At 64.9% G+C, this 25133-nt stretch carries 19 protein-coding genes; 8 read left to right on the forward strand and 11 right to left on the reverse strand.

The window, feature by feature from the left end; translation table 11 throughout:
- The first annotated feature begins 38 nt into the window (after nt 1–38).
- Nucleotides 39–776, forward strand: a complete 738-nt coding sequence (locus tag O6R08_RS09310; protein ID WP_333907890.1) for an ABC transporter ATP-binding protein — start codon at nt 39–41, stop codon at nt 774–776.
- Nucleotides 773–3196 (forward strand): ABC transporter permease, encoded by a 2424-nt coding sequence (locus tag O6R08_RS09315; RefSeq protein ID WP_271417868.1) that lies wholly within the window; start codon nt 773–775, stop codon nt 3194–3196. The genes O6R08_RS09310 and O6R08_RS09315 overlap by 4 nt, the downstream gene beginning before the upstream one ends.
- Before the next feature lie 51 nt (nt 3197–3247).
- Here the strand turns inward: O6R08_RS09315 and O6R08_RS09320 are convergent, their stop codons facing one another.
- Entirely contained in the window at nt 3248–3628 is a 381-nt protein-coding gene (locus O6R08_RS09320) for an NUDIX hydrolase (RefSeq protein WP_271419348.1), read from the reverse strand.
- Between the two features lie 139 nt (nt 3629–3767).
- On the opposite strand from O6R08_RS09320, the gene O6R08_RS09325 reads away from it, so the two are divergent.
- Nucleotides 3768–5141 carry an amino acid permease gene (locus tag O6R08_RS09325; RefSeq protein WP_271417869.1) on the forward strand — a complete coding sequence of 458 codons (1374 nt, stop codon included), beginning with the start codon at nt 3768–3770 and terminating at the stop codon, nt 5139–5141.
- 74 nt (nt 5142–5215) lie between these two features.
- Here O6R08_RS09325 and O6R08_RS09330 read toward each other — a convergent pair whose 3' ends face one another.
- The 6 genes from O6R08_RS09330 to dnaK all read right to left on the reverse strand — a co-directional run bounded on the left by O6R08_RS09330 (nt 5216) and on the right by dnaK (nt 12544).
- On the reverse strand, nt 5216–6793 hold the full coding sequence (locus O6R08_RS09330) for an aspartate:alanine exchanger family transporter (protein WP_271417870.1): 1578 nt from the start codon (nt 6791–6793) through the stop codon (nt 5216–5218).
- Nucleotides 6794–7055: 262 nt separating this feature from the next.
- Nucleotides 7056–8099, reverse strand: a complete 1044-nt coding sequence (locus O6R08_RS09335; protein WP_271417871.1) for a zinc-binding dehydrogenase — start codon at nt 8097–8099, stop codon at nt 7056–7058.
- Between the two features lie 171 nt (nt 8100–8270).
- Nucleotides 8271–8732: a heat shock protein transcriptional repressor HspR gene (locus O6R08_RS09340; RefSeq protein WP_271417872.1), complete on the reverse strand. Its 462-nt coding sequence runs from the start codon at nt 8730–8732 to the stop codon at nt 8271–8273.
- 1 nt (nt 8733) lies between these two features.
- The gene (dnaJ, locus tag O6R08_RS09345) at nt 8734–9876 is read right to left on the reverse strand and encodes a molecular chaperone DnaJ (protein WP_271417873.1); all 1143 of its coding nucleotides are present in this window, start codon (nt 9874–9876) and stop codon (nt 8734–8736) included.
- A gap of 91 nt (nt 9877–9967) precedes the next feature.
- On the reverse strand, nt 9968–10606 hold the full coding sequence (gene grpE / locus O6R08_RS09350; RefSeq protein ID WP_271417874.1) for a nucleotide exchange factor GrpE: 639 nt from the start codon (nt 10604–10606) through the stop codon (nt 9968–9970).
- Between the two features lie 90 nt (nt 10607–10696).
- Nucleotides 10697–12544 carry a molecular chaperone DnaK gene (gene dnaK / locus O6R08_RS09355; protein ID WP_271417875.1) on the reverse strand — a complete coding sequence of 616 codons (1848 nt, stop codon included), beginning with the start codon at nt 12542–12544 and terminating at the stop codon, nt 10697–10699.
- A gap of 249 nt (nt 12545–12793) precedes the next feature.
- Here dnaK and deoC point away from each other — a divergent pair, with 249 nt between their 5' ends.
- On the forward strand, nt 12794–13468 hold the full coding sequence (gene deoC / locus O6R08_RS09360) for a deoxyribose-phosphate aldolase (RefSeq protein ID WP_271417876.1): 675 nt from the start codon (nt 12794–12796) through the stop codon (nt 13466–13468).
- A gap of 428 nt (nt 13469–13896) precedes the next feature.
- On the opposite strand, the gene O6R08_RS09365 is transcribed toward deoC, so the two are convergent.
- From O6R08_RS09365 to O6R08_RS09385, 4 genes are all read right to left on the reverse strand, one after another.
- Nucleotides 13897–14616 carry a ThuA domain-containing protein gene (locus O6R08_RS09365; RefSeq protein WP_271417877.1) on the reverse strand — a complete coding sequence of 240 codons (720 nt, stop codon included), beginning with the start codon at nt 14614–14616 and terminating at the stop codon, nt 13897–13899.
- Between the two features lie 157 nt (nt 14617–14773).
- Nucleotides 14774–16399 carry an FHA domain-containing protein gene (locus O6R08_RS11340; protein WP_333907891.1) on the reverse strand — a complete coding sequence of 542 codons (1626 nt, stop codon included), beginning with the start codon at nt 16397–16399 and terminating at the stop codon, nt 14774–14776.
- Nucleotides 16400–16577: 178 nt separating this feature from the next.
- Nucleotides 16578–19229: a pyruvate, phosphate dikinase gene (ppdK, locus tag O6R08_RS09380; protein WP_271417878.1), complete on the reverse strand. Its 2652-nt coding sequence runs from the start codon at nt 19227–19229 to the stop codon at nt 16578–16580.
- 305 nt (nt 19230–19534) lie between these two features.
- On the reverse strand, nt 19535–20419 hold the full coding sequence (locus O6R08_RS09385) for a pyruvate, water dikinase regulatory protein (protein WP_271417879.1): 885 nt from the start codon (nt 20417–20419) through the stop codon (nt 19535–19537).
- Nucleotides 20420–20499: 80 nt separating this feature from the next.
- On the opposite strand from O6R08_RS09385, the gene O6R08_RS09390 reads away from it, so the two are divergent.
- The 4 genes from O6R08_RS09390 (at nt 20500) to O6R08_RS09405 (ending at nt 25064) form a co-directional block, all read left to right on the forward strand.
- A complete protein-coding gene (locus O6R08_RS09390) occupies nt 20500–21501 on the forward strand; it encodes a class I SAM-dependent methyltransferase (protein WP_271417880.1) in 1002 nt (333 codons plus the stop codon).
- Nucleotides 21502–21579: 78 nt separating this feature from the next.
- Nucleotides 21580–22437, forward strand: coding sequence for a phosphoserine phosphatase SerB (serB, locus tag O6R08_RS09395; RefSeq protein WP_271417881.1), 858 nt, complete (start codon nt 21580–21582; stop codon nt 22435–22437).
- A gap of 16 nt (nt 22438–22453) precedes the next feature.
- On the forward strand, nt 22454–23272 hold the full coding sequence (locus tag O6R08_RS09400) for an aldose epimerase family protein (RefSeq protein ID WP_271417882.1): 819 nt from the start codon (nt 22454–22456) through the stop codon (nt 23270–23272).
- 277 nt (nt 23273–23549) lie between these two features.
- On the forward strand, nt 23550–25064 hold the full coding sequence (locus O6R08_RS09405; protein ID WP_271417883.1) for an acetyl-CoA hydrolase/transferase family protein: 1515 nt from the start codon (nt 23550–23552) through the stop codon (nt 25062–25064).
- Nucleotides 25065–25133 lie beyond the last annotated feature (69 nt).

The raw sequence follows: 25133 nt of genomic DNA on the forward strand, positions 1-25133 counted from the left end.
CGTCAACGGTGTTGTTGAACCTCGACACAGGAGTTTCCATGTCTGCCTCGTTGACGGCCGCGTCGACCACGTCCTCGACGACCACCCCCAGTGCGGTCCGTACCCTTGACCTCACCAAGACCTACGGTTCCGGGGCCACCCTCGTGCGGGCACTGCGCTCAGTGACCCTCGACATCCCGGCCGGGCGCTTCACCGCCATCATGGGAGCATCGGGGTCGGGCAAGTCAACCCTGCTGCACTGCATGACGGGTCTGGACTCCCCCACCTCGGGGCGGGTGTGGATCGGCGACACCGAGATCACCCACCTCAACGACGACGCCCTCACCCAACTGCGTCGCGACCACGTTGGATTCGTCTTCCAATCCTTCAACCTCATGCCAACGCTGACGGCCGCCGACAACATCACGCTGCCGTTGCGGCTGTCCCACCGCAAGGTCGACAAGGAGTGGTTCGACCACATCACCGGGATGCTCGGCCTCACCGAGCGTCTGCGCCACAAGCCGTCGGAACTGTCGGGTGGCCAGCAGCAGCGCGTCGCCGTCGCCCGTGCCCTGGTGACTCGCCCGGACGTCATCGTCGCTGACGAGCCCACCGGCGCCCTCGACTCGGAGGCCAGCGACGACCTGCTCGCCTTCCTGCGCCACTGCGTCGACGATCTCGGCCAGAGCGTCGTCATGGTCACCCACGACCGAGACGCGGCTTCCCGGGCCGACGACATCGTCACCGTGGCTGACGGCCAGGTGTCGACAGCTCCCCGTCAGGAGGTGCTGGCATGATTCATGAACGTCGTCGTCTCGTACCCACCATGATCGCCGTCATCATCGGGGTGGCCTTCGTGGCCAGCACCCTCATGTTGATGGATTCGATCAAGGCGTCCACGCTGCGGACTCAGGCTGCAGCCGTCGGGGATGCCGCAGTCGTGGTGACCGCCAAGGACCGGAGCAAGCCCATTCCCCAGGCCACTGTCGACAAGGTCGCCAAGGTCGAAGGTGTGTCCTCGGTGGAGGCCACCCGTAACATCTTCCTGCAGCGCACCGACAACGGGCAATCCGCCTATGTGTCGGGCCATCTGGTTGCGCCCCACCCCGACATCGTCAAGGGGCGCGCCCCATCTGGCCCCGACGAGGTCGCCGTCAACCAGAGCAGTGCGGACAACCATGCCGACGTCGGCTCGACGATCACGGTCAACGACATGTCCCAGGAGAAGGCCAAGCCAGTCACCCTCACCGTGGTGGGCGTGCTCAACCCGAATGCTCGGACCACGAACACCCCGACCTCCCAGGAGATCTATCTGCCTGCCGCCACCCTGGCCCGCATCAGTGGCGAGTCCGGAGCGGACGTGCTGTACGTGAACTCTGACCGTCGCGCCGCCCAGGTCGTCGAGGACGTTTCCGCGGCCACCGGCTCCATCGCCACCGTCCGTACCGCCGACGAGGAGCGGGCCTTCCAGGCCGAGCACGCTTCCCAGGGGTTCGCAGCCATGACGATCTTCATGGGCGCCTTCGCCGTCATCGCCCTGGCCGTCGCGGCGATGGTGATCGTCAACACCTTCACCATCCTCGTCGCCCAGCGCACTCGCACCCTGGCTCTGGCCCGCTGCATCGGTGCCACCCGTAAGCAGGTACGTCGCTCGGTGCTCAGCGAGGCCCTCACCGCCGGTCTCATCGGATCGGTGGTCGGGACGGCTCTGGGGGTTGGTGTCACCAAACTCATGCTCATGGGCCTCAAGGCTGCCGGCTCCCCCGTCGACACGTCGGTCAGCGTCACCGTCATGTCGTGCGTCATCCCGATCGCTGTCGGAGTCGTCGTGACGACCTTGGCCGCCCTGCGACCGGCACGTCGCGCCACCAAGGTCGCCCCGGTTGCGGCCCTGCAGCCCATGACCGAGACTCCCACCCGCAGGATCGGACGGGTCCGCATCGTCCTCGGCACCCTGCTCTTCCTCGCCGGCGCGGCCCTCGTCATCGCCTGCGCCACCGCTGACATGGAGACCAAGGTCGCCGTGCTGTGCGGGGTGGCCGGTGGCTTCATCAGCTTTGCTGGCGTGCTGGTGCTGGCCCCCGTCCTCATTGGCGCGTTGACCCGAGCCATCGGAGCAACCCACGTCGGTGGGGTCCCAGGTGAGCTGGCCGTCGAGAACACCCAGCGCAACCCGAGCCGCACCGCCACCACGGCCTCGGCCCTGCTCATCGGAGTCACCCTCATCGCCACCGTTGCGACGGGAGCTGCCACCGGGCGGGCATCCGTCACCGAGGTCATGAATAGCCAATTCCCCGTCGACGCCACCGTGGAAGGCCAGGGTCCCCTCGACGCGGCGACCATCCAGGACGCCAAGAAGACCAACGGAGTCGCCCAGGTTGCCACCGTCACGACGCTGACCGGGACCGTTGAGGGAGGCGGGAATGCCAAGGAGACGATCGTCCGGGGAGTCTCACCGGAGTTCTCCAAGATCGTTCGTGACCAGTCGGCCACCAAGGGTCTCGACGGCGCTCACGCCGTAGGCTCCGTGCCAGGTGTCTCTGACGGGGACAAGATCACCGTCACCGTCAACGGCAACAAGGTTGATCTGACCTTGGTCGTCAAGGGTCGCGATGATCAAGGCATCGTCGTCACCCAGGACGTCATGACCAAGCTGGCCCCCGAGGCCAAGCCCACCCAGATGCAGGTCCGCTACAACGATGGCGTCGACCACTCCAAGACCACCCAGGCCCTGTCCAAGGCGATGTCGGCCCATCAGGGAGTGACGGTCACCTCGACGGCAGACCAGAAGGCTCAGATTGACAAGATCATCAACACCATGCTCGGCATGGTCGTCGGCCTGCTGGTGATTTCGGTCATCATCGCGATGGTGGGTGTCGCCAACACCCTTGGCTTGTCGGTGGTGGAACGCACCCGAGAGATCGGATTGCTACGAGCCCTCGGGCTGACGCGCAGGCAGGTGCGGTCGATGTTCGGCAAGGAGGCACTCATGCTCTCGGGTATCGCAGCGATCCTTGGCATCGCCCTGGGTATCGGGTACGGCATCGCCGGGTCCCACGCGCTGTTCGACTCGATCATGACTGTTCGGACATCCGTGCCGTGGCTGCAAATGCTCGCCGTGGCCGTCGTGGCGGTGCTGGCCGGATGGCTGGCCTCCGTGATCCCTGGTCGCCGGGGAGCCAAGATCCGCCCCGCCGTCGCACTGGCTGAGGAGTGAGATCAGGACTGGCTGAGAAATGAGATCAGGAATCTGACGACACCGTGAGGTTCACAGCAGGCCTCGCTGTTGCAGAGCCGGGATGACCCGCTCGAGCAGCAGCGGGGCCTGTCTGGCGTCGTCGTGGCAGTGGTCGAGGTCGGTCCACTCGTATTCGACGATCTCAGAGTCGGGGACCGGTTCGGGCCAGGAATCCCGCCAGTGGCACAGGTAGACCGCGCAGCGGATACCGTCGGCGTCGCGGTTGGCGGCGGGGGCGTCGAAGGTGCCCAGATGGGTGAGGTCAGCCGGGTCGAGGACGAGGCGGGTTTCCTCGCACGCCTCACGAATGGCCGCATCGAGAGGGGTTTCGCCGGGCTCGATCTTTCCGCCGGGGAGAATGACGTGATCGGCTCCTCGTTTGCGGACGTTGAGGCATGTTCGGCCTCGCATCAGGCACACGGCGGACAGGTTGAAGATCACCTGGTCAAGGTACCGACTGTTGCCGTCATTGTCGCATCTGGTCTGCGGGAGTGCTCACTTTGTGGTCACCGTCACCTTCTTCCCGCGTCCACCCCCTAGACTCGCCGCCATGACCGAACCCGATCAGCAGCTGCACCGCAGTCTGCGCAACCGACACATCCAGCTCATCGCTCTGGGTGGCGCCATCGGAACCGGCCTGTTCTATGGAGCTGCCGACTCGATCGCTGCCGCCGGCCCCGCCATCGTCCTCAGTTACCTGGTGGGTGGCGCGGTGATCTATCTGATCATGCGCGCCCTCGGCCAGATGAGCGTCCACCACCCGACCTCGGGTGCCTTCAGTGAGTATGCGCACCGATGGTGGGGGGACCTGCCCGGTTTCATCTCCGGCTGGAACTACTGGTTCAACTACATCTTCGTGTCGATGGCCGAGCTGTCGGTGGTCGGAATCTACGTCAACTACTGGTTCCCGGCCATCCCCCGCTGGCTGTCGGCGGCTGTCCTGCTCGTCATCGTGACCACCGTCAACCTGCTTCACGTCCGCGCATACGGCGAGGTGGAGTTCTGGTTCGCCATCATCAAGGTTGTCGCCATCGTCGCGATGATCATTCTGGGCCTGTGGATCATCCTCTTCGGATCGCCTTCCACCCCGGCGACCGGATTCGCCAACATGTGGCGAAACGGCGGGTTCATGCCTCACGGAGTTACCGGGATGCTCGTCGGCATCATCGTCGTCATGTTCTCCTTCGGCGGCACCGAACTCATCGGCATCACTGCCGGGGAGGCCGAGGACCCGAAGCGCTCCATTCCGAAGGCCATCAACCAGGTCGTGGCACGAATCCTGATCTTCTACGTCGGGGCCCTCATCGTCATGTTAGCGATCGTCCCGTGGACCAAGATCGACGGCACCGCCAGCCCCTTCGTCCAGATCTTCGACCTCGTCGGGGTCCCGGGAGCGGCCGCCATCCTCAACCTCGTCGTACTCACCGCGGCGATGTCGGCGTACAACTCCGGGCTCTATGCCAATGGCCGGATGCTGCACGCCCTGGCCCACCAGGGTGATGCCCCCAAGGTCCTCGGCAAGGTCAACAAGGCCGGTTCCCCGTGGGTCGGCGTGCTGGTCTCCAGTGCGGTGACGGCCATCGCGGTCGTCATCGTCGGGCTGCTGCCGGAGCAAGCGTTCATGTACATCATGTCGATCGCCACGATCGCCGGCATCATCAACTGGGCGACGATCGTCATCACCCAGATGCTCTTCCGTCGCCATCTGGACCCCGCAACCCGAGCCGAGCTGACCTTCCGGATGCCAGGGGCCCCGGTCACCAACTGGATCGTCATCGCCTTCCTGGTCCTCATGATCGTCGTCATGTCGATCATGCCGCAGTATCGGATCGCCGTCGTGATCGGCCCGATCTGGCTGGCCGTCCTGACGCTGGGGTGGTGGCTGTCGCGTCGCCACAAGCAGACGGACTCAGCCACAGCCTGAGACAGGTACCCGTTGACACGACGAGGGCCGGTCGGTTGCACAACCGACCGGCCCTCGTGTGTCCTAACAAGATCTCACACCAGGACGATGACCTGCACCAGCAAGATCTTGACGATGGTTCCCAGCGCGAACAGGGCACCATAGGCCGACTCGATGCGCTCGTCGTTGACCAGCGAGTTGGCGTAGCTGAGGATGGCCGGCTGGCCCACGAAACCAGCAAAGGCGCCGGTGGCACGCTGGGCCGACAACTTGTTGAACCAAGCCGCCGCGATGACGATCGCACCGCCGAGAACCAAGGTGATCGCCGAGACGCCGACGACTGCCAGGCCCGTCCAACTGATGGCCTGGGACAGGAAGGCCGGGCCCGACGCCAGCCCGACACAGGCCAGGAAGAGCATGAGACCCAGCTGACGCAAGATCGCGTTGGTGGCGTGCGGCAGTTGCCAGCGAATCGGGCCAGTACGGTGCACCGCCCCCAGGATCATGCCCATGACGAGCGGTCCGGCAGCGGCCCCCAGCTCGAACTGCAGACCGCTGGGCAAGGCCACCATGAGTGCACCGAGCAGGAGACCAAGGGCCGCACCCAGCCCCAGGGACAGGGCATCGACCTGGGAGACGCGGGCCTCGGAGTCGCCGAAGAGGTCGGCGGCGTCGGAGAGGCGGTGGGCCGGCACCACACACAGCACGCGGTCGCCTGGTTGTATGACGATGTCGTCGCGGGCCAGCATGTCGAGGTCGCCACGGCGCACTCGGGTCACCTTGCCGCTGGTACGCCCACGCACGTCGATGCTGCCGAGAGTGTGGCCCACCAGGGCCGGGTTGGACACCACGAAGCGGCGATAGTCGATCTCGTGGCGTTCGTCGGTGAGGGTGCGATCCGAGACGTGTCCAAGGTGTTCGACGGCACGGTCGACGTCGTCAGGGTTACCGATGACAAGCACCTGGTCGCCGACATGGAGGTCGTCGTCAGGGGTGGCCAGCCGCATCTCGCCGTCGCGCAGCAGGTAGGACATGCGGATCTGGTCGTCGTTGAAGCCGGGGGTCTCGCGGATGGAGGTCTCGCGGTCGACGACCGTTGACACCGAGGTCAGTCCGGCCTCAGCCATGGAGGTGTTGTCCTTGGCGGCCGGCCAGTGTCGTTTGGCGACGAGGGCGACCATGATGAGTCCGACGACCACGCCGACCGGATAGGACAATGCGTAGCCGACGAGGGTGTCCCCGGCGCCGTGGGTCGCCGTCGATGCGGCGTCAATGGCTGGCGAGGTGAGAACACCGGCGTACAGCCCTGCGACGTGGGCCGGGCTCAGTCCGAACACTCTGCCCAGCCCGAGCCCTGCTGCGGCCATGGCGGCCAATCCGACGATGCCGGCGAGCATGAGGCTCCACTGACGTTTCAGGTCAGACAGGAAGGTTGATCCAGCAGCCAGGCCGACGGTGTAACAGAACAGCACGACGCCCAAGCCCTTGATCATCCCCAGGTTCTGACCGAAACGCGGGTCGAGGGCACCCACGACAAGCCCCATGAACAGGGCTCCGGCAGCGCCAAATCTCAGCGGGCCGAACTTGATCTGACCCAGCAAGGCACCAGAGGCCAGAACGATGAGGATCGTCAGCAGTTGATGCGTGGCAAGGAAGTCGGTCAGTACTGTCATGAAACTCCTGACGTCGTGCCAGCGATCCCGCCCCGATGGCGGGATGCGTCATCGCGGCAGTCCCGGCATGTCCGGGGCTCAACCCTTGGATTGTAGGACCTTGCTGTGACACTGAGATGAGAGTGTGGCTTCAGGCCCGGCCACAGCGACGCCCCCGTCGTGGCCCTGACGTTGCCTTGAGACGGGGGTGCCGTCGCGACCCATCGCGACGGCACCCTGTGCGTTGAACTGTGCTTTTACGTATGCGTGACGCCTGGGGACGTCAGGGCTTGACGAGGATGCGGATCGGGTTGCCCTTGTGGGACTCCAGCTCCTCGATGCCGCTCTCGATGTCCTTCAGCTCGATGACCCTGGAGATCGACTCGGAGAGGTCGAGGCGGTGGTAGGACAGCATCTCGGCGAGCATGGCGATGTCCTGCGACTTGTAGCCGAGATGGCCCAGAACCTGCTTGCGGTGCAGGTTGAAGTCGAGGAACGGGCCAGCGTCGATGTCCTGGGCGGACAGACCGACGGAGACTGCCTTGCCGTCGACGTCGAGGGAGTCGACGCAGGCGCGCAGGGTGGGCTTGATACCGACGGCGTCGAAGGCGACGTCGATCATGCGGCCGTTGGTGATGTCCTCGATCTTCTGCATGAGCTCGGGGTCGTCGCTACGCAGGGTGTGGTCGGCACCGAGTCGCTTGGCACGCTCGAGAACGGCGTCATTGAGGTCGATCGCGATGACGGGGACGCCACCGGCCAGCTTGGAGAGCTGGACGAGGTGGGTGCCGACACCACCGACGCCCCACACGGCGACGGCGTTGCCCATGTGCACCTTGCCGGTGCGCACGACAGCGGCGTACGGGGTGGAGACGGCGTCAGCGAGCAGGGCAGCCTGGTCCATCGGGACGTTGTCGGGAATCTTCGTCATGCCGGAGGCCTGGGCGATGTGGTACTCGGCCCATGCGCCGTCGTAGGCGAAGGCCATCAGGTTGAGGTCCAGGCAGTCGGTGAAGGCGCCACGGCGGCACTTGCGGCATGTCAGGCAAGGACGGCCAGCAGACGGGATGACGCGATCACCCTCCTTCCATCCGGTGACGCCGGCACCCAGTTCGACGATGGTGCCGGAGGCCTCGTGGCCCTGGGTCACGACAGGGCGCCGGGGAGGGAACGCACCGCTGATGAGGCTCAGGTCGGAGTGGCAAATACCGCAGTAAGCGACCTTGATGAGCACCTCACCGGGACCGGGGTGCGGGATCGGAATGTCCTCAAGGGTGATGGACCGATCCGCGGCGTGGAATCGTTCAGCAAGCATGGTTTCTGTCATCTTTGATCCCTTGTCAGGGCGTCGACCTCGGTGCCGACGCTACTGAGATTCAGGGTAATACGAGTGAGACCATTCAGCATGCAAACGTCAGGTCAGGATGTGTGTTCTCTCACACTGGCCGCCACATGACGTCGAGAGTTTGGCCATGAGCGCAACCGCTACCACGGGCTGTCAGCCACGGTGGGCAGGCAGTGCCAATTGGGCGTGGACGACCGTCCTACCCATGTGGACCCGTCCGGTCGGCTCGGCGGTGAACACTCGCGGGTCCTCGCTGCCCTCGAACCTGGCTGCCTGCATCCCACGCACGGTGTCGGTGAGCTGCTCGACCTGGTCTGACAGTTGTTCGATACGACGCTCCATCAGCAGGATGCGTCGAATACCGTTGAGGTTGATCCCCTCTTCCTGGGACAGGTGCTGGACCATCCGCAGGGCATCGACATCACGCATCGAGTACCGACGGCCCCGCCCGCGGGTGCGCTGCGGGACGACCAGCCCGAGCCGGTCGTAGGTGCGCAGGGTCTGTGGGTGCATCCCTGCGAGCTCGGCGGCCACCGAGATGGGGAAAATGGCGGCGGTCTTGTCGATCACCGCCAGATCGACGGCCTCGGACAGCTTCCTGCTGGGCCGTGCCATGTCACTTCACCTCCCACGGCCTCGGGTTGGGCTGCCGGACGGCGTCACGGAACCTCTCCAAGGCGTGTCGGGCGTTGTCGTCGAGCGTGTTGGGGATGGCAATCTCGACGGTGGCGAGGACGTCTCCCTTGCTGCCGTCGGAACGCGGCACGCCACGGCCACGTACCCGGAAGGTCCGACCGTTCGGAGTGCCGGCAGGGATGCGCAGCCGAACGGGGCTTCCCGTCAGGGTCGGTACCTCGACCTCGGCGCCGAGCACGGCCTCGGCGAAGGTCACTGGCACGTCAATGGTGAGATTGTTGCCATCACGTCCGAAGATCTCGTGCGGACGCACTGCCACCTTGACGTACAGGTCGCCAGCCTGGCCACCGTTCTCCCCCGGGGAACCCTTGCCCTTGATACGGATACGTTGGCCATCCTCCACACCGGCCGGGATGCGAATCTGCATGGACTTGGTGGACTTGGCGCGACCCGATCCGTGGCACACCTGGCACGGATCCTCGACGACCATGCCGCGCCCGTGGCAATCCGGGCACGGTTCAGTCATCTCGAACACGCCACCGGCCGAGGTCGCGTGCATGCCCGAACCCTGGCAGGTCGAGCACACTCGCGGCACGGTTCCGGCCTTGGCGCCGGTCCCACGGCACGCCTGACAGGGGGCCTGGGAGACCATGTCCATGGTGACGGTCGTCCCGGAGATGGCGTCGTCGAAGGAGATCGTCGTCTCCCCCTCGACGTCAGCTCCTCGACGGGCTGCCCTGGTGGTGGTGCGGCGTCCGCCCGTGGAGCCGAAGAGGTTGCCGAAGAGGTCCCCGAAGCCGTCCCCGTTCGAGGCAGTACGGATGAAGTCCTCGACGTTGACGTTGGGCTGGGCACCACCACGCGGGAACCCGAACTTGCCCGCTGCTCCGAAGAGGCTGCGAGCCTGGTCGTATTCCTTGCGCTTCTTGGGGTTCGACAGGACGTCGTTGGCCTCGGAGGCCTCCTTAAAACGGGCCTCGGCAGCGTGGTCGCCGGGGTGGGAGTCGGGATGGTTGTCCAAGGCGATCTTGCGGAACGCTTTCTTGATCTCCTCGGGCTTGGCGTCCTTGGAGACACCGAGAACCTTGTAATAGTCCTTCTCGGCCCAGTCTTTGGCACTCATCGTGGTCCTCCCTCCCTGGTCATCGTGAATTCTTCGGGTCGGTGGTCGTGACCGACCTGGTCAATGGTGTCAGCCTGCTAGAGGTATCGCCTCAGTCAGCCTCGGGGATCTGCTGACCCGGCTCCTGCGACTCTGCCGGTGTGGCGTTCGGGTCAGGATCGGAGACCGCCACCCGCGCGGGGCGCAGCACTCGCTCACCAAGCTTGTAACCGGGCTGCATCACTTGGCTGACCGAGGTGACTGTGGCCCCTTCCAACGGCATCTGCATGAGAGCCTCGTGCAGATTCGGGTCGAAGGCGTCACCCACCTCACCGAAGCTGGTCAGACCGTGGGCGCTGGCCACCTTCTCCAACTCGTCGACGACGAGCTTGAAGCCACCCTCGACCTCACCGTGCTGGCGAGCCATGGCAATCGAGTCCAGAACCGGCATGAGGTCGGTGATGACCTTGTCGACGCCGGACTGACGCGACAGAGCACGATCCCGGTCGACGCGCCTCTTGTAGTTGACGTACTCGGCCTGCAGACGCTGCAAGTCCTCGGTGCGCTCGGCCAACAGAGCCTCGAGCTGGTCCTCCCGGGACAATTCCTCGGGAGCCGGCACGTCGTCAGTCGCCTGGTCGGCGTCGATGTCGACGCCATCGACAATGTCAGCGAAACGCTCGTCGACGCTCTCGCCAGCCTGGTTGTCGTCGGCCTGGCCGTCGTCGGGATTGACGTTGTTGTCAGTCATGTCTTCCTCCACGTGGGTGCCGACCGCCGGGCCGTCATGAGTGGCGACCCGGCGGTCGATGCGGGATTTGGGATCAGGCCGTGACCTCGGTCACTTCTTGTCGTCCTCGTCGTCGACGATCTCTGCATCCACGACGGTGTCGTCGCCAGACTCAGAGGTGGCCGACTCGGCGCCCTCACCCTGCGGGTTCTGGGCCTGCTGGGCGGCAGCGTAGATCGCCTGGCCCATGGCCGACGCCTTCTGGTTGAGGTCGTCCATAGCGGCCTTGACCTCGTCGTCATTGTCGGTGCCCTTGAGGGCCTCCTTCAACGTGGCGATGGCCTCGGTCACCGGAGCCTTGGTGTCCTCGGGGATCTTGTCGGTGTTCTCGTCGAGCAGCTTCTCGGTGCGGAAGGCCAGGGCATCGGCCTCGTTGCGCATCTCGACAGCCTCGCGACGCTTCTTGTCGGCCTCGGCGTTGGCCTCAGCCTCCTTGACCATGCGATCGATCTCATCCTTGCCCAGGGCGGAACCGCCGGTGACAGTCATGGACTGCTCCTTGCCGGTGGCCATGTCCTTGGCGTGGACGTGAACGATGCCGTTGGCGTCGATGTCGAAGGACACCTCGATCTGCGGGATGCCACGCGGGGCGGGCATGAGGCCGGTCAGCTCGAAGTTGCCCAGCGGCTTGTTGTCGCGGACGAACTCGCGCTCACCCTGGAAGACCTGGATCATCACCGACGGCTGATTGTCCTCGGCGGTGGTGAAGACCTCGGAACGCTTGGTCGGGATGGTGGTGTTGCGCTCGATGATCTTCGTCATGACGCCGCCCTTGGTCTCGATACCAAGGCTCAACGGGGTGACGTCGAGCAGCAGCACGTCCTTGACCTCGCCCTTCAGCACACCGGCCTGCAGGGAGGCACCGAGAGCCACGACCTCATCAGGGTTGACGCCCTTGTGCGGCTCCTTGCCAGCAAGCTCCTTGACGAGGTCGGAGACGGCGGGCATACGGGTGGAGCCACCAACGAGGATGACCTCGTCAATCTGCGAGACGTTGAGGCCGGCGTCCTTCATGACAGCGTTGAACGGGGTGCGGCAACGCTCGAGAAGGTCGGAGGTCATGCGCTGGAACTCGGCGCGGGTCAGCTTCTCGTCAAGGTGAAGCGGGCCGGCAGCACCAGCGGTGATGTACGGCAGGTTGATGTGGGTCTCCGAGGCCTGCGACAGCTCGATCTTGGCACGCTCGGCGGCCTCCTGCAGACGCTGCTTGGCCATCTTGTCGGCGGACAGGTCGATGCCATTGGCGTTCTTGAACTGAGTGACCAGCCAGTCGACGATGCGCTGATCCCAGTCGTCACCACCGAGGTGGTTGTCACCGTTGGTGGCCTTGACCTCGAAGACACCGTCGGAGATGTCGAGCAGGGAGACGTCGAAGGTGCCACCACCGAGGTCGAAGACCAGGACGGTCTGCTCCTTGTCGGCCTTGTCGAGGCCGTAAGCCAGGGCAGCAGCGGTGGGCTCGTTGACAATGCGGTCAACGGTCAGGCCAGCGATCTCGCCGGCCTCCTTGGTGGCCTGACGCTGGGCGTCGGAGAAGTAAGCCGGGACGGTGATGACGGCGTTGGTGACCGGCTCACCGAGGTAAGCCTCGGCGTCCCTCTTCAGCTTCTGCAGGATGAAGGCGCTGATCTGCTGGGGCTTGTAGCTCTTGTCATCGACGCCCATCGTCCAGGACTCGCCCATGTGGCGCTTGACGGAACGGACAGTGCGGTCGACGTTGGTGACGGCCTGGCGCTTGGCGACCTCACCGACGAGGGTCTCCCCGGAGTTGGTGAAAGCAACCACCGACGGGGTGGTGCGAGCGCCCTCGGCGTTCGGGATGACGGTGGGCTCGCCGCCCTCGAGGACGGCGACACACGAGTTGGTGGTTCCGAGGTCGATACCGACTGAACGGGCCATGGTTGATTTCCTCCTGATGGACGAATGTTCTAAGAAAGCATCAACGTGAGTGACTTCAACTCAACCTTAGACCCTGAGTCACGGGCACTCAAGTTGATGACGGCATCATTGGCGATGATGTTGAGTTCACCAGACTCAACCTGCTGTGGGCAGCGTCTATTCCCACATCTGTACCGGCCGTCTGTACCGGCCGTCGGAGACAAGAATCCCGGGTAGGGTGAATGCACTTGTTCAAGAGAAGGAGCTGGCATGTCCTCTACCCGCCCGTCTGCCACCGCGCTGGCCAGCATGATCGACCACACCCTGCTGACCCCAGAGGCCACCCATGACGACGTCGCCACCTTGATCGCCGAGGCCAGGGAATACGGGACGTGGTCGGTGTGCGTGTCCCCGTCGATGCTGCCGCTCAACGTCGACATGGGGGATGTGAAGCTGGCCGTGGTGTGCGGGTTCCCGTCGGGCAAGCACACCAGCGCGGTGAAGGCCGCCGAGGCTCGTGACGCCATTGCCGCCGGTGCCGACGAGGTTGACATGGTCATCAACCTCGGCATGGTCAAGGAGGGACGGTGGGCGGACGTCACCGCTGACATCGCCGCCGTCAAGCAGGCTGTCCCGGACCCGAAGATCCTCAAGGTCATCATTGAGTCGGCCGTGCTCACCGACGACGAGATTGTTCGTGCGTGCAAGGCCGCTGAGGGGGCTGGCGCCGATTTCGTCAAGACCTCGACGGGATTCCATCCCAAGGGCGGGGCGAGCGTCGAGGCCGTCGCGCTCATGGCCAACACTGTCGGTGGTCGTCTGGGGGTCAAGGCTTCGGGCGGCATTCGCGATTACGAGACGGCCTGCGCCATGGTCGAGGCCGGTGCCACCCGTCTCGGCGTCTCGTCGACCGCCAAGATTCTCGCGGGAGCTCCCCAGGCGTGACGATGTGCGCGCCAAGGTCGCACTGATGGCTGGGTCGGATCCTCGGGTCCGGCCCTTGCCATGTCCGGGAGCCGGCGACGGAGTGCCCTGGACCCCGTGGTGTGCCGACGCCACCGTCCCCTGCCACCTGCGCCAGTTGTGCCCCACCTGCGCCCTGGATCGAGCTGGTGTGCCGACGCCACCTGCGCCAGTTGTGCCCCACCTGCGCCTCCCCACCAACCCCAAACCACGCCCCCAACGCCCAACCCCTGCCACCTGCGCCAGTTGTGCCCCACCTGCGCCAAAAAATCTGGCGCAGGTGGGGCACAACTGGCGCAACTGCGTTTTGCAGGGGAGCAGGGGGGAAGAAGCGGGACCAGGGCCAAGATGGCAGCAGCCAAGATCGGCCGAGGCCAAGCGAACGAGCGGGAGCTACCTCTGAACCCGCCTCAGACCGTCTGGGGCTGCGGGTTCACCTCAACACCCGCCGCAGCAGATTCGCGTCGCTTCCAATTCAGCAACCACGACACCTCGTTGCACAACAACTGACGTCGCGACGGCGAGTAGTACGACCTCGACGAGTGGCCCAGTCCGTCGTAGACGACGTTGTTGCCCATCACCCAGCACATCACGTGGAACTCCTCGCCGGTTTCATGAAAGAGCAACGGGTTGGCGAGCGAGTTGATGTCCAGGTTGCAGTAACGCTCGTCATAAGCGATCACCTGATCGACACCGCGCAGGATCGGGTGATCCGCAGCCTCCGGAACCGGTTCGAACACGGCGTAGGAGCGCTCCGGATGTCCGCTGGCCCCCAGCACCCACGCACCTCCGAGGATGGCCGGCCACAACTCCCAGTCACAGAAGGTGTTGCATGCGGTGTGCAGGCCGAGGATCGGTTTACCGGCCTCGTGGTGCTCACGGACCTTGTTGTGGGCGCGGGACCACTCGGGCATGTAGTCCCATCCCTCCTCCGGGTCACCTCCGCCGGTATTGACGATGAGCAAGTCCGCGTCATCGAGGTGGTCCAGGGCTTCCGGCTCGGAACGCCTCACCTCCACGTGATGACCACGCTCGGTCAAGATCTGAGAGACGGCCTCGGAGGTCGCGTCAAAGTCGTGAATCTCGTCGGCGTAACGTCCAGCCCCCGACAACACGAGAATGTGTCCCATCGGACTTCCTTCCTGATTCTGGGTGGACCCAATAGATCACAGTAGGAGACTAACCCGCCGAGAAGGAACTCGTTCATGTGGGAGCTCTCGACGGCACTGACGACGACAAGGACCCCCACGATTCCTCGCGGGGGTCCTGATGTCTGGCGGGCTCGAGTCAGCCTTGGTAGGCCTCAATGGTGATGATGACGCCGTCACCCAGATCGACGGAGTCACCGATGGCCAGGTCAATCGTCTGCCCACTGTCCAGTCGCAGCGGCTCCTGGCCGATGCGGCGAACGACGGTGCCGTTCGTGGAATGCATGTCGGTGACTTCGATCCCCCACTGGCCGGGAGCGAATTTCACGTGGGTACGACTGATGTCTTGTCCAGGCGACGGAACGCGCATGACGTCCTCGCCATTGTCAGCTCGCGGGGCGCGACCGGCGAGAACGGCACCCTTGAGGTGAGCGACCTCTCCGGTCGTCGAGACCAGGGTGGCAGCCGCAGAATCTGACGGCGAGGAGAGTCGTCGGATCGTCGAAGCGGACGCGAAGCGCCAGTCCCCGTTGTACCGCGACTCGCCGTGAGGCTGCTCCGACGAGGCGGGCTGCTCCGAGGGCGCTGTCTGCTCAGGCTGCTGGGGTGCCACCACCGGAGCGAGGGCGGAGACGTCGTCGGGCTCGGACTGGACCCCCACCGGCTGAGTACCGGTGTGGAGCTCACCACCGTCGGCAAGCCCAGGCGCCTCGTCGCTCCCCAGGTCCTCGTCGAGGGGGCGGATTGGCGCCATGTCCTCATCAGCAACCGCAACCTCGACGGATTCCGGCTCGGTGACTCGGGCCGGGACAAGGTCCACGGGCTCCTCGGCATCCGGGGCGGCATCGTCAGCACCGGTCGTCGCGTCCTCGCCGGAAAGGACAGATTCCGTCGGAACCGGAATCCCCGTCGGTGCGACCTCAGCAACCGGGTCGGGGACCACAACCGGGTCGGGGACCACAACCGGGTCGGGAATCTCGCCCGGGGCGGGAACCTCGACGAACCCGGGACCTTCCGCCTCGGCGGGCTGACCCTGATGATCGGTGAACTCGCGAGCTTCCGAGCCGCTTCCTGACTCGTCGAGCTTCTGCTCCTCAACCTCAGCGGCCCACGGCTTCTGGTCCTCAGGCTCAGGAGTCCACGGCTTCAGATCATCGTCAGGCTCGGGAGTCCACGGCTTGAGATCAGGCTCGGAGGCCCACGGCTTCTGCTCCTCAGGCTCGGGAGCCCACGGCTTGAGAGCGTCCTCAGAACTGGCCAACACCCTCGGACGGCGAACCTTGTCGCCCTCCTCGACGACGAAGGGCTCGACGTTGCCCGTCGCGTCAATGATGATCTTGCTCGCCTGAGCCACGCCCAACAGCAGCGGCATCGTCAGCCTCTGCTCGACCTGTTCCATCTCGACGACGACGGTCGACGGATCAAGCTTCTTCTCGCTCCACGTCAGCAGACCCTCGCCGTGATTGACGACCTCACCGGTGGAGGCATCCTTGACGACGATCTGGCCGCGGGCCATGGAGTACATCTCCCCGTCAACCCAGAAGAACAGTCCCAGGCTCGGCATCTGCGCCAACCCGATGGCCGTCAACGTCTCCACGAGTGACTGGGGATCAGTCGCATCGGCCACCTGCTGCCAGATGGACGACACCAAGCCGGAATGACGCGGGGCAGCCGGCTGCATGACGACGAGGCTGCTCGGCCCGGCCAGCACCACCCAGGAGCCAGGGGTGTAGGTGGCACGCCAGGCGCCGAAAGTCTGGGACATTGACCCTCCAGAAGTCGAGGCACGGTTGGGGCCATTATTCCGCGCACACGGCCACGAAGTCGACAAAACTCCCCGATCGGACGTGGATCGGGGGTTCTGGACAGACATCGTGCGGCCCCTCCACCGCAATGGAGGGGCCGCACGATTCACGTCAAGGGCGAAGTGACGTCCTCAAACTTCACTTCTCCTTCTGGGAGATGACGGCCTGAGCCGCAGCGAACCGAGCAACCGGGACGCGGAACGGCGAGCAGGACACGTAATCGAGCCCGGTCTTGTTGAAGAAGTGGATCGATTCCGGATCGCCACCGTGCTCACCGCAGACACCCAGATCCAGCTTCGGGTTGGTCTTGCGGCCTTTCTCGACAGCTCCGGCGACGAGCTGGCCGACGCCTTCCTGGTCGATCGAGGCGAACGGGTTGTCCTTGAGGACCTTGGTGCGCAGGTACTCGGTGAGGAAGCCGTTCTCGGCGTCGTCGCGGGAGATGCCCAACGTCGTCTGGGTCAGGTCATTGGTGCCGAAGCTGAAGAAGTCGGCGACCTCGGCGATCTTGTCGGCGATCAGGGCAGCACGCGGCAGCTCGATCATGGTGCCGATCTTGACGTCGACCTTGGTGCCGGCCGCCTCGCACTCCTCGTCAATGGCCTTCTGGACGATACGGCGATGGGTCTCGAGCTCGATCGGGGTGAAGACCAGCGGGATCATGATGTTGATCTGGACGGTCTCGCCCTCCTTCTTGAGCACCGACAGGACGGCGCGGATGATGGCGCGGGCCTGCATGTCGGGGATCTCCGGGTACAGCATGCCGAGGCGGCAACCACGGGTACCGAGCATCGGGTTCTGCTCGTGCAGCTTCTTGACCTGGGCCAGCAGACGACGCTCTTTGTCGAGCTCGTTCGGATCGGCGCCCTGGTCCTCCATCTTCTGGACCTTCAGGGACTGCTCGACGAGGTTCGGCAGGAACTCGTGGAGCGGCGGGTCAAGCAGACGGACGGTGACGGGCAGCCCCTTCATCGCGGTGAAGATGCCCTCGAAGTCGGCCTGCTGCATCGGCAGGATCGTGTCGACGGCGGCCTGGCGCTCCTCCGGGGTGTCCGCGGTGATCATCTGGTGCATGGCCGGCAGACGATCGGCACCGAAGAACATGTGCTCGGTACGGCACAGGCCGATGCCCTCGGCGCCGAGTTCACGAGCCTTGGCGGCGTCGGTGGCGTTGTCGGCGTTGGCCTCGACGCCCAGACGGCGGATGTCGTCGGCCCAGGAGAGGACCTCCTGGAAGTCGGCGTTGATCTGCGGCGGGGTGAGGGGAAGACCAGCAGCGAAGACTTCACCGGTGGAGCCGTCGAGGGTGATCATGTCTCCCTCGTGAATGACGGTGTCACCGATGGTCAGGGTGGCGGCCTTGGCGTCGATCTTGATGCCACGGGCACCAGCAACACAGGGCTTGCCCATGCCACGGGCAACCACGGCGGCGTGGGAGGTCATGCCGCCGTGGGCGGTCAGGACGCCCTGGCTGACGATGACGCCGTGAATGTCGTCAGGGGTGGTCTCGAAGCGGACCAGGACGACCTTCTCGCCCTTGGCGCCGCGCTCGGCGGCGATGTCGGCGTCGAAGACAGCCTCACCGACGGCGGCACCGGGCGAGGCCGGCAGACCCTCGGCGACCGGCTGCTCGGAGTGGTTCGGGTCGATGGCCTCGTGCAGAAGCTGATCGAGCTGAGCGGGCTCGATCCGCATGAGGGCCTCTTCCTTGCTGATGACACCCTCGTCGACGAGGTCGCGAGCCACCTTGAGGGCAGCAGCGGCGGTGCGCTTGCCGTTACGGGTCTGCAGTAGGTAGAGCTTGCCGTTCTCGACGGTGAACTCCATGTCCTGCATGTCGCGGTAGTGCAGCTCCATCTTCTTCATGGTGTCGATGAGGTCGTGGTAGGCCTCCGGCAGCACCTGCTCCATCTCGGCGAGGGAGCGCGGGGTGCGGATGCCGGCGACGACGTCCTCACCCTGGGCGTTGACGAGGAACTCGCCGTAGAGCTCCTTGGCGCCGGTGGCGGGGTTACGGGTGAAGCAGACGCCGGTGGCCGAGGTGTCGCCACGGTTGCCGAAGACCATCTGCATGACGTTGACGGCGGTGCCCAGGTCGTCGGGAATCTTGTTGGCCTTGCGGTAGACGAAGGCGCGCGGGTTGAGCCAGGACCGGAAGACTGCGTCGACGGCACGCATCAGCTGCTCACGCGGATCCGTCGTCCAGTTGCCACCGAGCTGCTCGTTGGACAGCGTCTTGAAGGTGTCAACCAGGCCCTTGAGGTCATCGGCGGTCAGATCGGTGTCGGAGTCGACGCCCTTGTTCTCCTTGAGGGCGGTCAGGGCGTCCTCGTAGATGTGGGCGTCGATACCCTCGACGACCTCGCCGTACATCTGGATGAAGCGGCGGTAGCAGTCCCATGCGAAGCGCTCGTTGCCAGCTTCCTTGGCGACGGCCTCAACGGTGTCGTCGGAGATACCGAGGTTGAGGATCGTGTCCATCATGCCGGGCATCGAGATGACGGCACCCGACCGAACCGAGACGAGAAGCGGCTTGTCGACGTCGCCCAGGCCGCGTCCGGTGCGCTCCTCCAGACGCTTGAGTCCATCCCACACCTGGGAGTCGAGGCCTTCTGGCCACTCTCCCTTCCTCGTCATGGTGTCCACGCAGGCTTCGGTGGTGACGGTGAAACCGTCGGGCACCGGGACGCCGAGACGCATCATCTCGGCAACTCCTGCGCCCTTGCCGCCGAGCAGCGGCTTCATCTCTGCGCTGCCCTCGGACAAGTCGTACACGTAACGGTCGGTCATGACTGATCTCCTTCGATCTGTGTCAGCCTGTTTAGCGATTCACGGCGTTCGGACCCGTGCGACTGCGCAACGAGCCCGACACCCGGCCCTATCGGGCCGGACGTCGTCATTCTCTCACGCTCGCGGGGCATTTTCACGGGGCAGAGCGATCAAGAATGACGAATACTTACGCGCGCACCAGGATCGTCACAACAGAATATGACTTCCCATCTTTGATGCACTGTCTCCCAGCAAACAACCGCCCGCTTGATCGAAAGCGTCAAGTCCACGGGGTCTAGCGGGGTGCCGCTCCGGTGCCACGAGTGTCAGGGCCGGGTGCGATAGGACCCCGCCGGTTTGCGCAGCCTCGTCCCGGCTGTCTTGGCTCGCTGGTCGACGACGTCGATGACCTTCGTCGCCGACTCCTCCAGGGCCAGGCCGGTGGTGTCGATGATGGGGCATCCCAGACGGCGTTGAATCTTGCCCACCTCGTCGAGTTCGTCGTAGATCGCGGCAAGGTCTGCGTAGCCGTCCTCATTGCCGAATCCGCCCAGCCCACGGACGCGACGGCCACGGATTTCCAGCAGCCGCTGGGCGTCGATCGTCAGGCCGACGATGCGCCACCGATCGACGGCGGCCAGTTCGGCTGGCGGGGCGATACCGGGGACGAGCGGGACGTTGACGGTCTTGTAACCCAGGTAGCCCAGGTAGATCGACAGTGGGGTCTTGCCCGAGCGGCTCACGCCGACCAGGCAGATGTCGGCCTCGGTCAGCCGGTCGGGGATGGCGCCGTCGTCGTTACGGACCGCGAACTCCATCGCGGAGATGCGGGTGAAGTAGTCGGCCTCGACACCCACGGGACGGCGCGGTACGGCGTCCGCGTCGAGGCCAGAGGCCTCCTCCATCGCCTCGAGCATGGGGCCCATGAGGTTGACCTCGCGGATACCCATTTCCTCGCATGCATCAGTGACCATGTCGCGCATGTCGGGCAGGACAAGAGTGTGTACCACGCACACCCACTGCCCTGCTTCATGGGATTCCTCTACGGCTTCCAAGGCCGCAACCATGTCCGGGACGGTGCCGATCATCGGGTGGCGCACGATGTGCCAGTGGACCCCCTCGAACTGACTGCGCGCGGCGCGAGCCAGACGAACGGCGGTCTCACCCGTCGAATCGGCGATGACGTGTATTTCCAGGGGCGACTCTGCCATGTCGTCATCCTAGGCTGCGGGCGGGCCGCAACGGCTGGGGACATCACCGTCGAGGTCACGTGGTCTGCCAGACTGCCATCATGGACGCTGCCACCTTGGACCCCGTTGACGAGCTCATCGTCGCCGAATCACCGCAGGCTGAGGCTGTCTGGGTGCTGGGACGCCCTGGCCTGGTGCCACTCGCTGGCGAGCACGCCACCGCATGGTCTGACGACTGCCGCGACCTCGCAGCGATTTCGGAGGGTCGCCGCCGCAACCCCCTGACCGCCAAGGACTGCACCACCCCGGTGGTCTGGATGGGCCTGCCGACCAGCCTCGACGCACTCGATGAACTCCTCGGCGCGCTGTGGCGGCTCCTGGGACCCGACGCCCACATCGTCGCCGGCGGACGCATCAAGCACATGTCCCGGTCCATGAATGACGTCGCAGCCCGTTGGTTCGATGACGTCCACGCCAGTCTCGGGGTGCGCAAGGCCCGTGTGCTGCACTTCTCGTCTCCCCGACAACGCCCTGCCATCACTGGCGAGTGGCCGCGCACCAACACCGTCAACGGGTTGACGATCCGGGCCCACGGCGGGGTCTTCCACACCGCAGGCCTCGACGCGGGGACGTCTCTCCTCCTCGACCACCTCGACGCCATCGCAGCCGACGTCACCACCGAGGTCGTCGACCTGGGATGCGGCAACGGCGTCATTTCCGCTCACCTGGCACACAGGCTCCCCCACGCCACCGTCCACGCCACCGACGTCTCCTGGCAAGCCGTCGACTCCACCCGTCTCACCGCCGAGGCGAACCGATTGCGCGTCATCACCCATTGGTGCGACGGACTGTCAGACCTGCCCGACGGCAGTGTCGACGTCGTCGTCACCAACCCGCCCTTCCATCGTGGCTCCGCCCAGGATCACGCCCCGACCCTGGCCATGCTGGCCGACGCCGCTCGCGTGTTGCGGCCCGGGGGCACTGTGTGGTGTGTCTACAACAATCACCTGCCCTGGGCGTCCCATCTGCGGCGCACAGTCGGGCCGACCCGCCAAATGGCGCGAAACCGTCAGTACACGGTCACGCGGACTGTCCGGGCGTAGGTGCTGTCCGGGCGTAGGTGCTCGCGCCAAAGAGCAGAACTGTCACCGAACGCCCCGAAATCCACCTACCGTGGTGTCATGAGTTCTCGCGTCATCCTCGTCAGTGACGATCGCCCCAGCCTCCGCTTCCCCGGCAGTCTGTTGTGGCCCGATGCCGCCTGTATGCGCGGCATTCACACTGGTGACTGGGCCGCCCACATTTTCGAGTACGCCATGTCCTTCGAGGGCAATATGACGCAGGTGCGCGACATGGCCGCCTCCCACGGGATCGGTGTGCTGCATCCCCACGGCCTCCTGGCCAGCGAGCCGCCGGGGCTCATCGTCTGTGACGTCGACTCCACCATCACGCGCACCGAAGCCATCGATCTGCTGGCCGAGTGCGCCGGAAAGGCCGAGGAGGTCAGCGAGATCACTGCCCGGGCGATGGCCGGACAGCTCGACTTCGCCCAGTCCCTCCACGAGCGCGTGAGGTGTCTGGAGGGTCTGCACGTCGGAGCCCTGGAGGAGGCTCGCAAGGCCACCGTCGTCACGCCTGGGGCGGCCGAGCTCGTGGCTGCTGCACACGAGGTCGGGGCGGCTGTGGGCTTGGTCTCGGGGGGATTCACGGCCCTCGTCACCCCACTCGCCGAACAGATCGGCGCTGACGTCACGGCTTCCAATGAATTGGAGATCGTCGACGACCATCTCACCGGTCGGGTCGTCGGGGACATCGTCGATCGGGCTGCCAAAGCCGCCTGGCTGCGTCGCTGGGCCGCTGAACGCGAGGTCCCCCTGGAACAAACGATTGCCGTGGGAGACGGGGCCAACGACCTCGACATGTTCGCCGTTGCCGGGATGGCGATCGCCTTTTGTGCCAAGCCCATTGCCGTCGAGGCGGCACGAAACACCATCCGGTGTGAGCGGATCGACGCAGTTCGCGCAGTGTGGGCGCGATGACCACGATCATAGGACCATGACCAATCTTCTCGGGAACCTTCACAGCGCTCATGACGGCACGTGGCAAGTGGCCGAGCACGGCTGCCAGGTGTTGGCATGGCAGGCCGACGACAAGCCCGTCATCTGGTTCGACGCCGCGCACACCGACGAGTCCGACGCGGTCATCCGGGGAGGTATCCCGCTGTGTGCTCCGTGGTTTGGTCACGGACCCAACAACGACCAGGATCCCCAGCACGGCCTGGCTCGCCGCACAGACTTCCAGGTGACGGCGGCAGAACCTTTTGCAGAATCCTTTGCAGAGCCCTTTCAGGTTGTGGGAACCGCCGAGACCGATTCCATCGAGATTCGCCATGAGGTCGTCATGACCGACACCCGCCTGAAGATGACGCTCACGCTCACCAACCGTGACGACCAGCCCCGCACCGTCGAGGGAATGTGGCACACCTACCTGCGTGTCAAAGACGCCGAGCAGGCCCGCGTCCGGGGGGTGAAGGGAGCCGACTGGCACAATTTCGCAACCGGTGACAAGGGGTTCTTCGACGCCGGCGAACTTGTCATGGCTCCCGACACTGACACCGTCCTCCAGGGAGTCGGGCCGGAACTGACCCTCGTCGACCCGGCGTGGGGACGCGAGATTCATCTGGCGACGACCCATTGCCCCAGCGCGGTGATCTGGAACCCGCGCTCCTCGTCGGGAATCGGCGACAGCCCGACGGCCCGGGCCTGGCGAGACTTCGTGTGCGTCGAGACCGGTGTGTGCAAGGACAACGCCATCACCCTCGAACCCGAGGGGGACCTCGTCCTGACGACGACGATCAGCGTCACGACCTTGTGATCATGGCCCTGGTTGGACGCCCCACTGCGCGTCCGACAAGGGGTGTCTCAGGCTCGTCGTGCACAGGTGTGCGAGCGCGCCACGTTCCCGAGGAACAGCAGTGCGATTACGGACCCAATAGGTAGGGGTGCCCCATCCCACACCCAGCTCCCCCCTATACAGTGTTGTCAAGGTTTCGGACCGCCTTCACCGGGGACGAAACAGTCTTTCTTCGACGGTTCATGGGTAGTGCCGTGTGCCGTCACCGACAACCAGCCGCACGGCGGCAGGAGGACAGATGTCAGAGCGGATTGCCAACGCAACCCATCGTCAGAAATTGATGAGCGCCGAAGACGCGGCTGCCCTCATCAATGACGGCGACCAGATCGGATTCGGTGGATTCACTGGGTCGGGCTACCCCAAGGCGCTTCCGGGCGCACTCGCCAAGCGCATCAAGGAATCCCACGATCGAGGCGAGAAGTTCACCGTCAACGTGTTCACCGGAGCCTCGACCGCTCCTGAACTGGATGGCGCCCTCGCCTCCGTTGACGGCATCGGCTGGCGCATGCCCTACCAGTCCGATCCCCAGATGCGTAACAAGATCAACGACGGCACCTCTTTCTACACCGACATCCACCTCTCCGAGGCCGGCATGATGGTGCGCGAGGGATTCTTCGGCAACATTGATTTCGCCATCATCGAGGCCGCCAAGATCACCGAGGACGGGCACATCATCCCCACCTCTTCCATCGGCAACAACAACGTGTGGGTGGAGAAGGCCGACAAGGTCATCGTTGAGGTCAACTCGTGGCAGTCCGAGGATCTCGAGGGCATGCACGACATCTACTACGGCTTCGCGCTGCCCCCGAACCGCGTGCCGATTCCGATCACCCACCCCGGAGACCGCATCGGCGAGAAATACTTGCGCATTCCGCAGAACAAGGTGGTTGCCGTCGTCGAGACCTCCGATCCTGACCGCAACACCCCGTTCAAGCCAATCGACGACGACTCCCGCAAGATCGCTGGCTACCTGCTGGACTTCTACGACAACGAGGTCAAGCAGGGGCGTATGCCGAAGAACCTGCTGCCGCTGCAGTCGGGGGTCGGCAACATTCCGAACGCCGTTCTCGACGGGCTGCTGCACTCCGACCTGGAGCACCTGACCTCCTACACCGAGGTCATCCAGGACGGCATGATCGACCTCATCGACGCCGGCAAGCTTGACGTCGCCTCGGCCACTGCTTTCTCACTGTCGCCTGAATACGCGCACAAGATGAACGAGAACGCGGCCTTCTACCGCGAGCACATCATTCTGCGCCCGCAGGAGATTTCGAACCATCCCGAGGCGATCCGTCGTCTGGGTGTTGTCGGTGCCAACGGCATGATCGAGGCCGACATCTACGGCAACGTCAACTCGACCCACGTCATGGGCTCGCGAATGATGAACGGTATCGGTGGGTCCGGTGACTTCACCCGTAACGCCTACATTTCGGCCTTCGTGTCCCCGTCGACGGCCAAGAACGGCGACATTTCGGCGATCGTCCCGATGGTCTCGCACGTCGATCACACCGAGCACGACGGCATGGTCATCATCACCGAGCAGGGCATCGCCGATCTGCGTGGTCTGGCTCCGCGTCAGCGCGCGCCGAAGATCATCGAGAACTGCGCCCACCCGGACTACCGTCCGATGCTGATGGACTACTACGAGCGTGCGCTGCGTGACTGCAAGTTCAAGCACACCCCGCACCTGCTGAGCGAGGCCTACAGCTGGCACACCCGGTTCCTCGAGACCGGCACCATGAAGATGAACTGAGCGCCTAACCTCAATTTGCTGCCCCCGGACCGTCCTGGTCTGGGGGCAGTTGCGTGTGGGCAGAGTTTT

Origin of the sequence: Cutibacterium equinum, assembly GCF_028021195.1 — a bacterium.
In the GTDB taxonomy this organism is placed as follows: Bacteria; Actinomycetota; Actinomycetes; order Propionibacteriales; family Propionibacteriaceae; genus Cutibacterium; species Cutibacterium equinum.

Bases quoted from the DNA above. Each gene is read 5' to 3' on its own strand.
- O6R08_RS09310 (WP_333907890.1), top strand. From the start codon at position 39: ATGTCTGCCTCGTTGACGGCCGCGTCGACCACGTCCTCGACGACCACC.
- O6R08_RS09315 (WP_271417868.1), top strand. From the start codon at position 773: ATGATTCATGAACGTCGTCGTCTCGTACCCACCATGATCGCCGTCATC.
- O6R08_RS09320 (WP_271419348.1), bottom strand. From the start codon at position 3,628: ATGCGAGGCCGAACATGCCTCAACGTCCGCAAACGAGGAGCCGATCAC.
- O6R08_RS09325 (WP_271417869.1), top strand. From the start codon at position 3,768: ATGACCGAACCCGATCAGCAGCTGCACCGCAGTCTGCGCAACCGACAC.
- O6R08_RS09330 (WP_271417870.1), bottom strand. From the start codon at position 6,793: ATGACAGTACTGACCGACTTCCTTGCCACGCATCAACTGCTGACGATC.
- O6R08_RS09335 (WP_271417871.1), bottom strand. From the start codon at position 8,099: ATGACAGAAACCATGCTTGCTGAACGATTCCACGCCGCGGATCGGTCC.
- O6R08_RS09340 (WP_271417872.1), bottom strand. From the start codon at position 8,732: ATGGCACGGCCCAGCAGGAAGCTGTCCGAGGCCGTCGATCTGGCGGTG.
- dnaJ (WP_271417873.1), bottom strand. From the start codon at position 9,876: ATGAGTGCCAAAGACTGGGCCGAGAAGGACTATTACAAGGTTCTCGGT.
- grpE (WP_271417874.1), bottom strand. From the start codon at position 10,606: ATGACTGACAACAACGTCAATCCCGACGACGGCCAGGCCGACGACAAC.
- dnaK (WP_271417875.1), bottom strand. From the start codon at position 12,544: ATGGCCCGTTCAGTCGGTATCGACCTCGGAACCACCAACTCGTGTGTC.
- deoC (WP_271417876.1), top strand. From the start codon at position 12,794: ATGTCCTCTACCCGCCCGTCTGCCACCGCGCTGGCCAGCATGATCGAC.
- O6R08_RS09365 (WP_271417877.1), bottom strand. From the start codon at position 14,616: ATGGGACACATTCTCGTGTTGTCGGGGGCTGGACGTTACGCCGACGAG.
- O6R08_RS11340 (WP_333907891.1), bottom strand. From the start codon at position 16,399: ATGTCCCAGACTTTCGGCGCCTGGCGTGCCACCTACACCCCTGGCTCC.
- ppdK (WP_271417878.1), bottom strand. From the start codon at position 19,229: ATGACCGACCGTTACGTGTACGACTTGTCCGAGGGCAGCGCAGAGATG.
- O6R08_RS09385 (WP_271417879.1), bottom strand. From the start codon at position 20,419: ATGGCAGAGTCGCCCCTGGAAATACACGTCATCGCCGATTCGACGGGT.
- O6R08_RS09390 (WP_271417880.1), top strand. From the start codon at position 20,500: ATGGACGCTGCCACCTTGGACCCCGTTGACGAGCTCATCGTCGCCGAA.
- serB (WP_271417881.1), top strand. From the start codon at position 21,580: ATGAGTTCTCGCGTCATCCTCGTCAGTGACGATCGCCCCAGCCTCCGC.
- O6R08_RS09400 (WP_271417882.1), top strand. From the start codon at position 22,454: ATGACCAATCTTCTCGGGAACCTTCACAGCGCTCATGACGGCACGTGG.
- O6R08_RS09405 (WP_271417883.1), top strand. From the start codon at position 23,550: ATGTCAGAGCGGATTGCCAACGCAACCCATCGTCAGAAATTGATGAGC.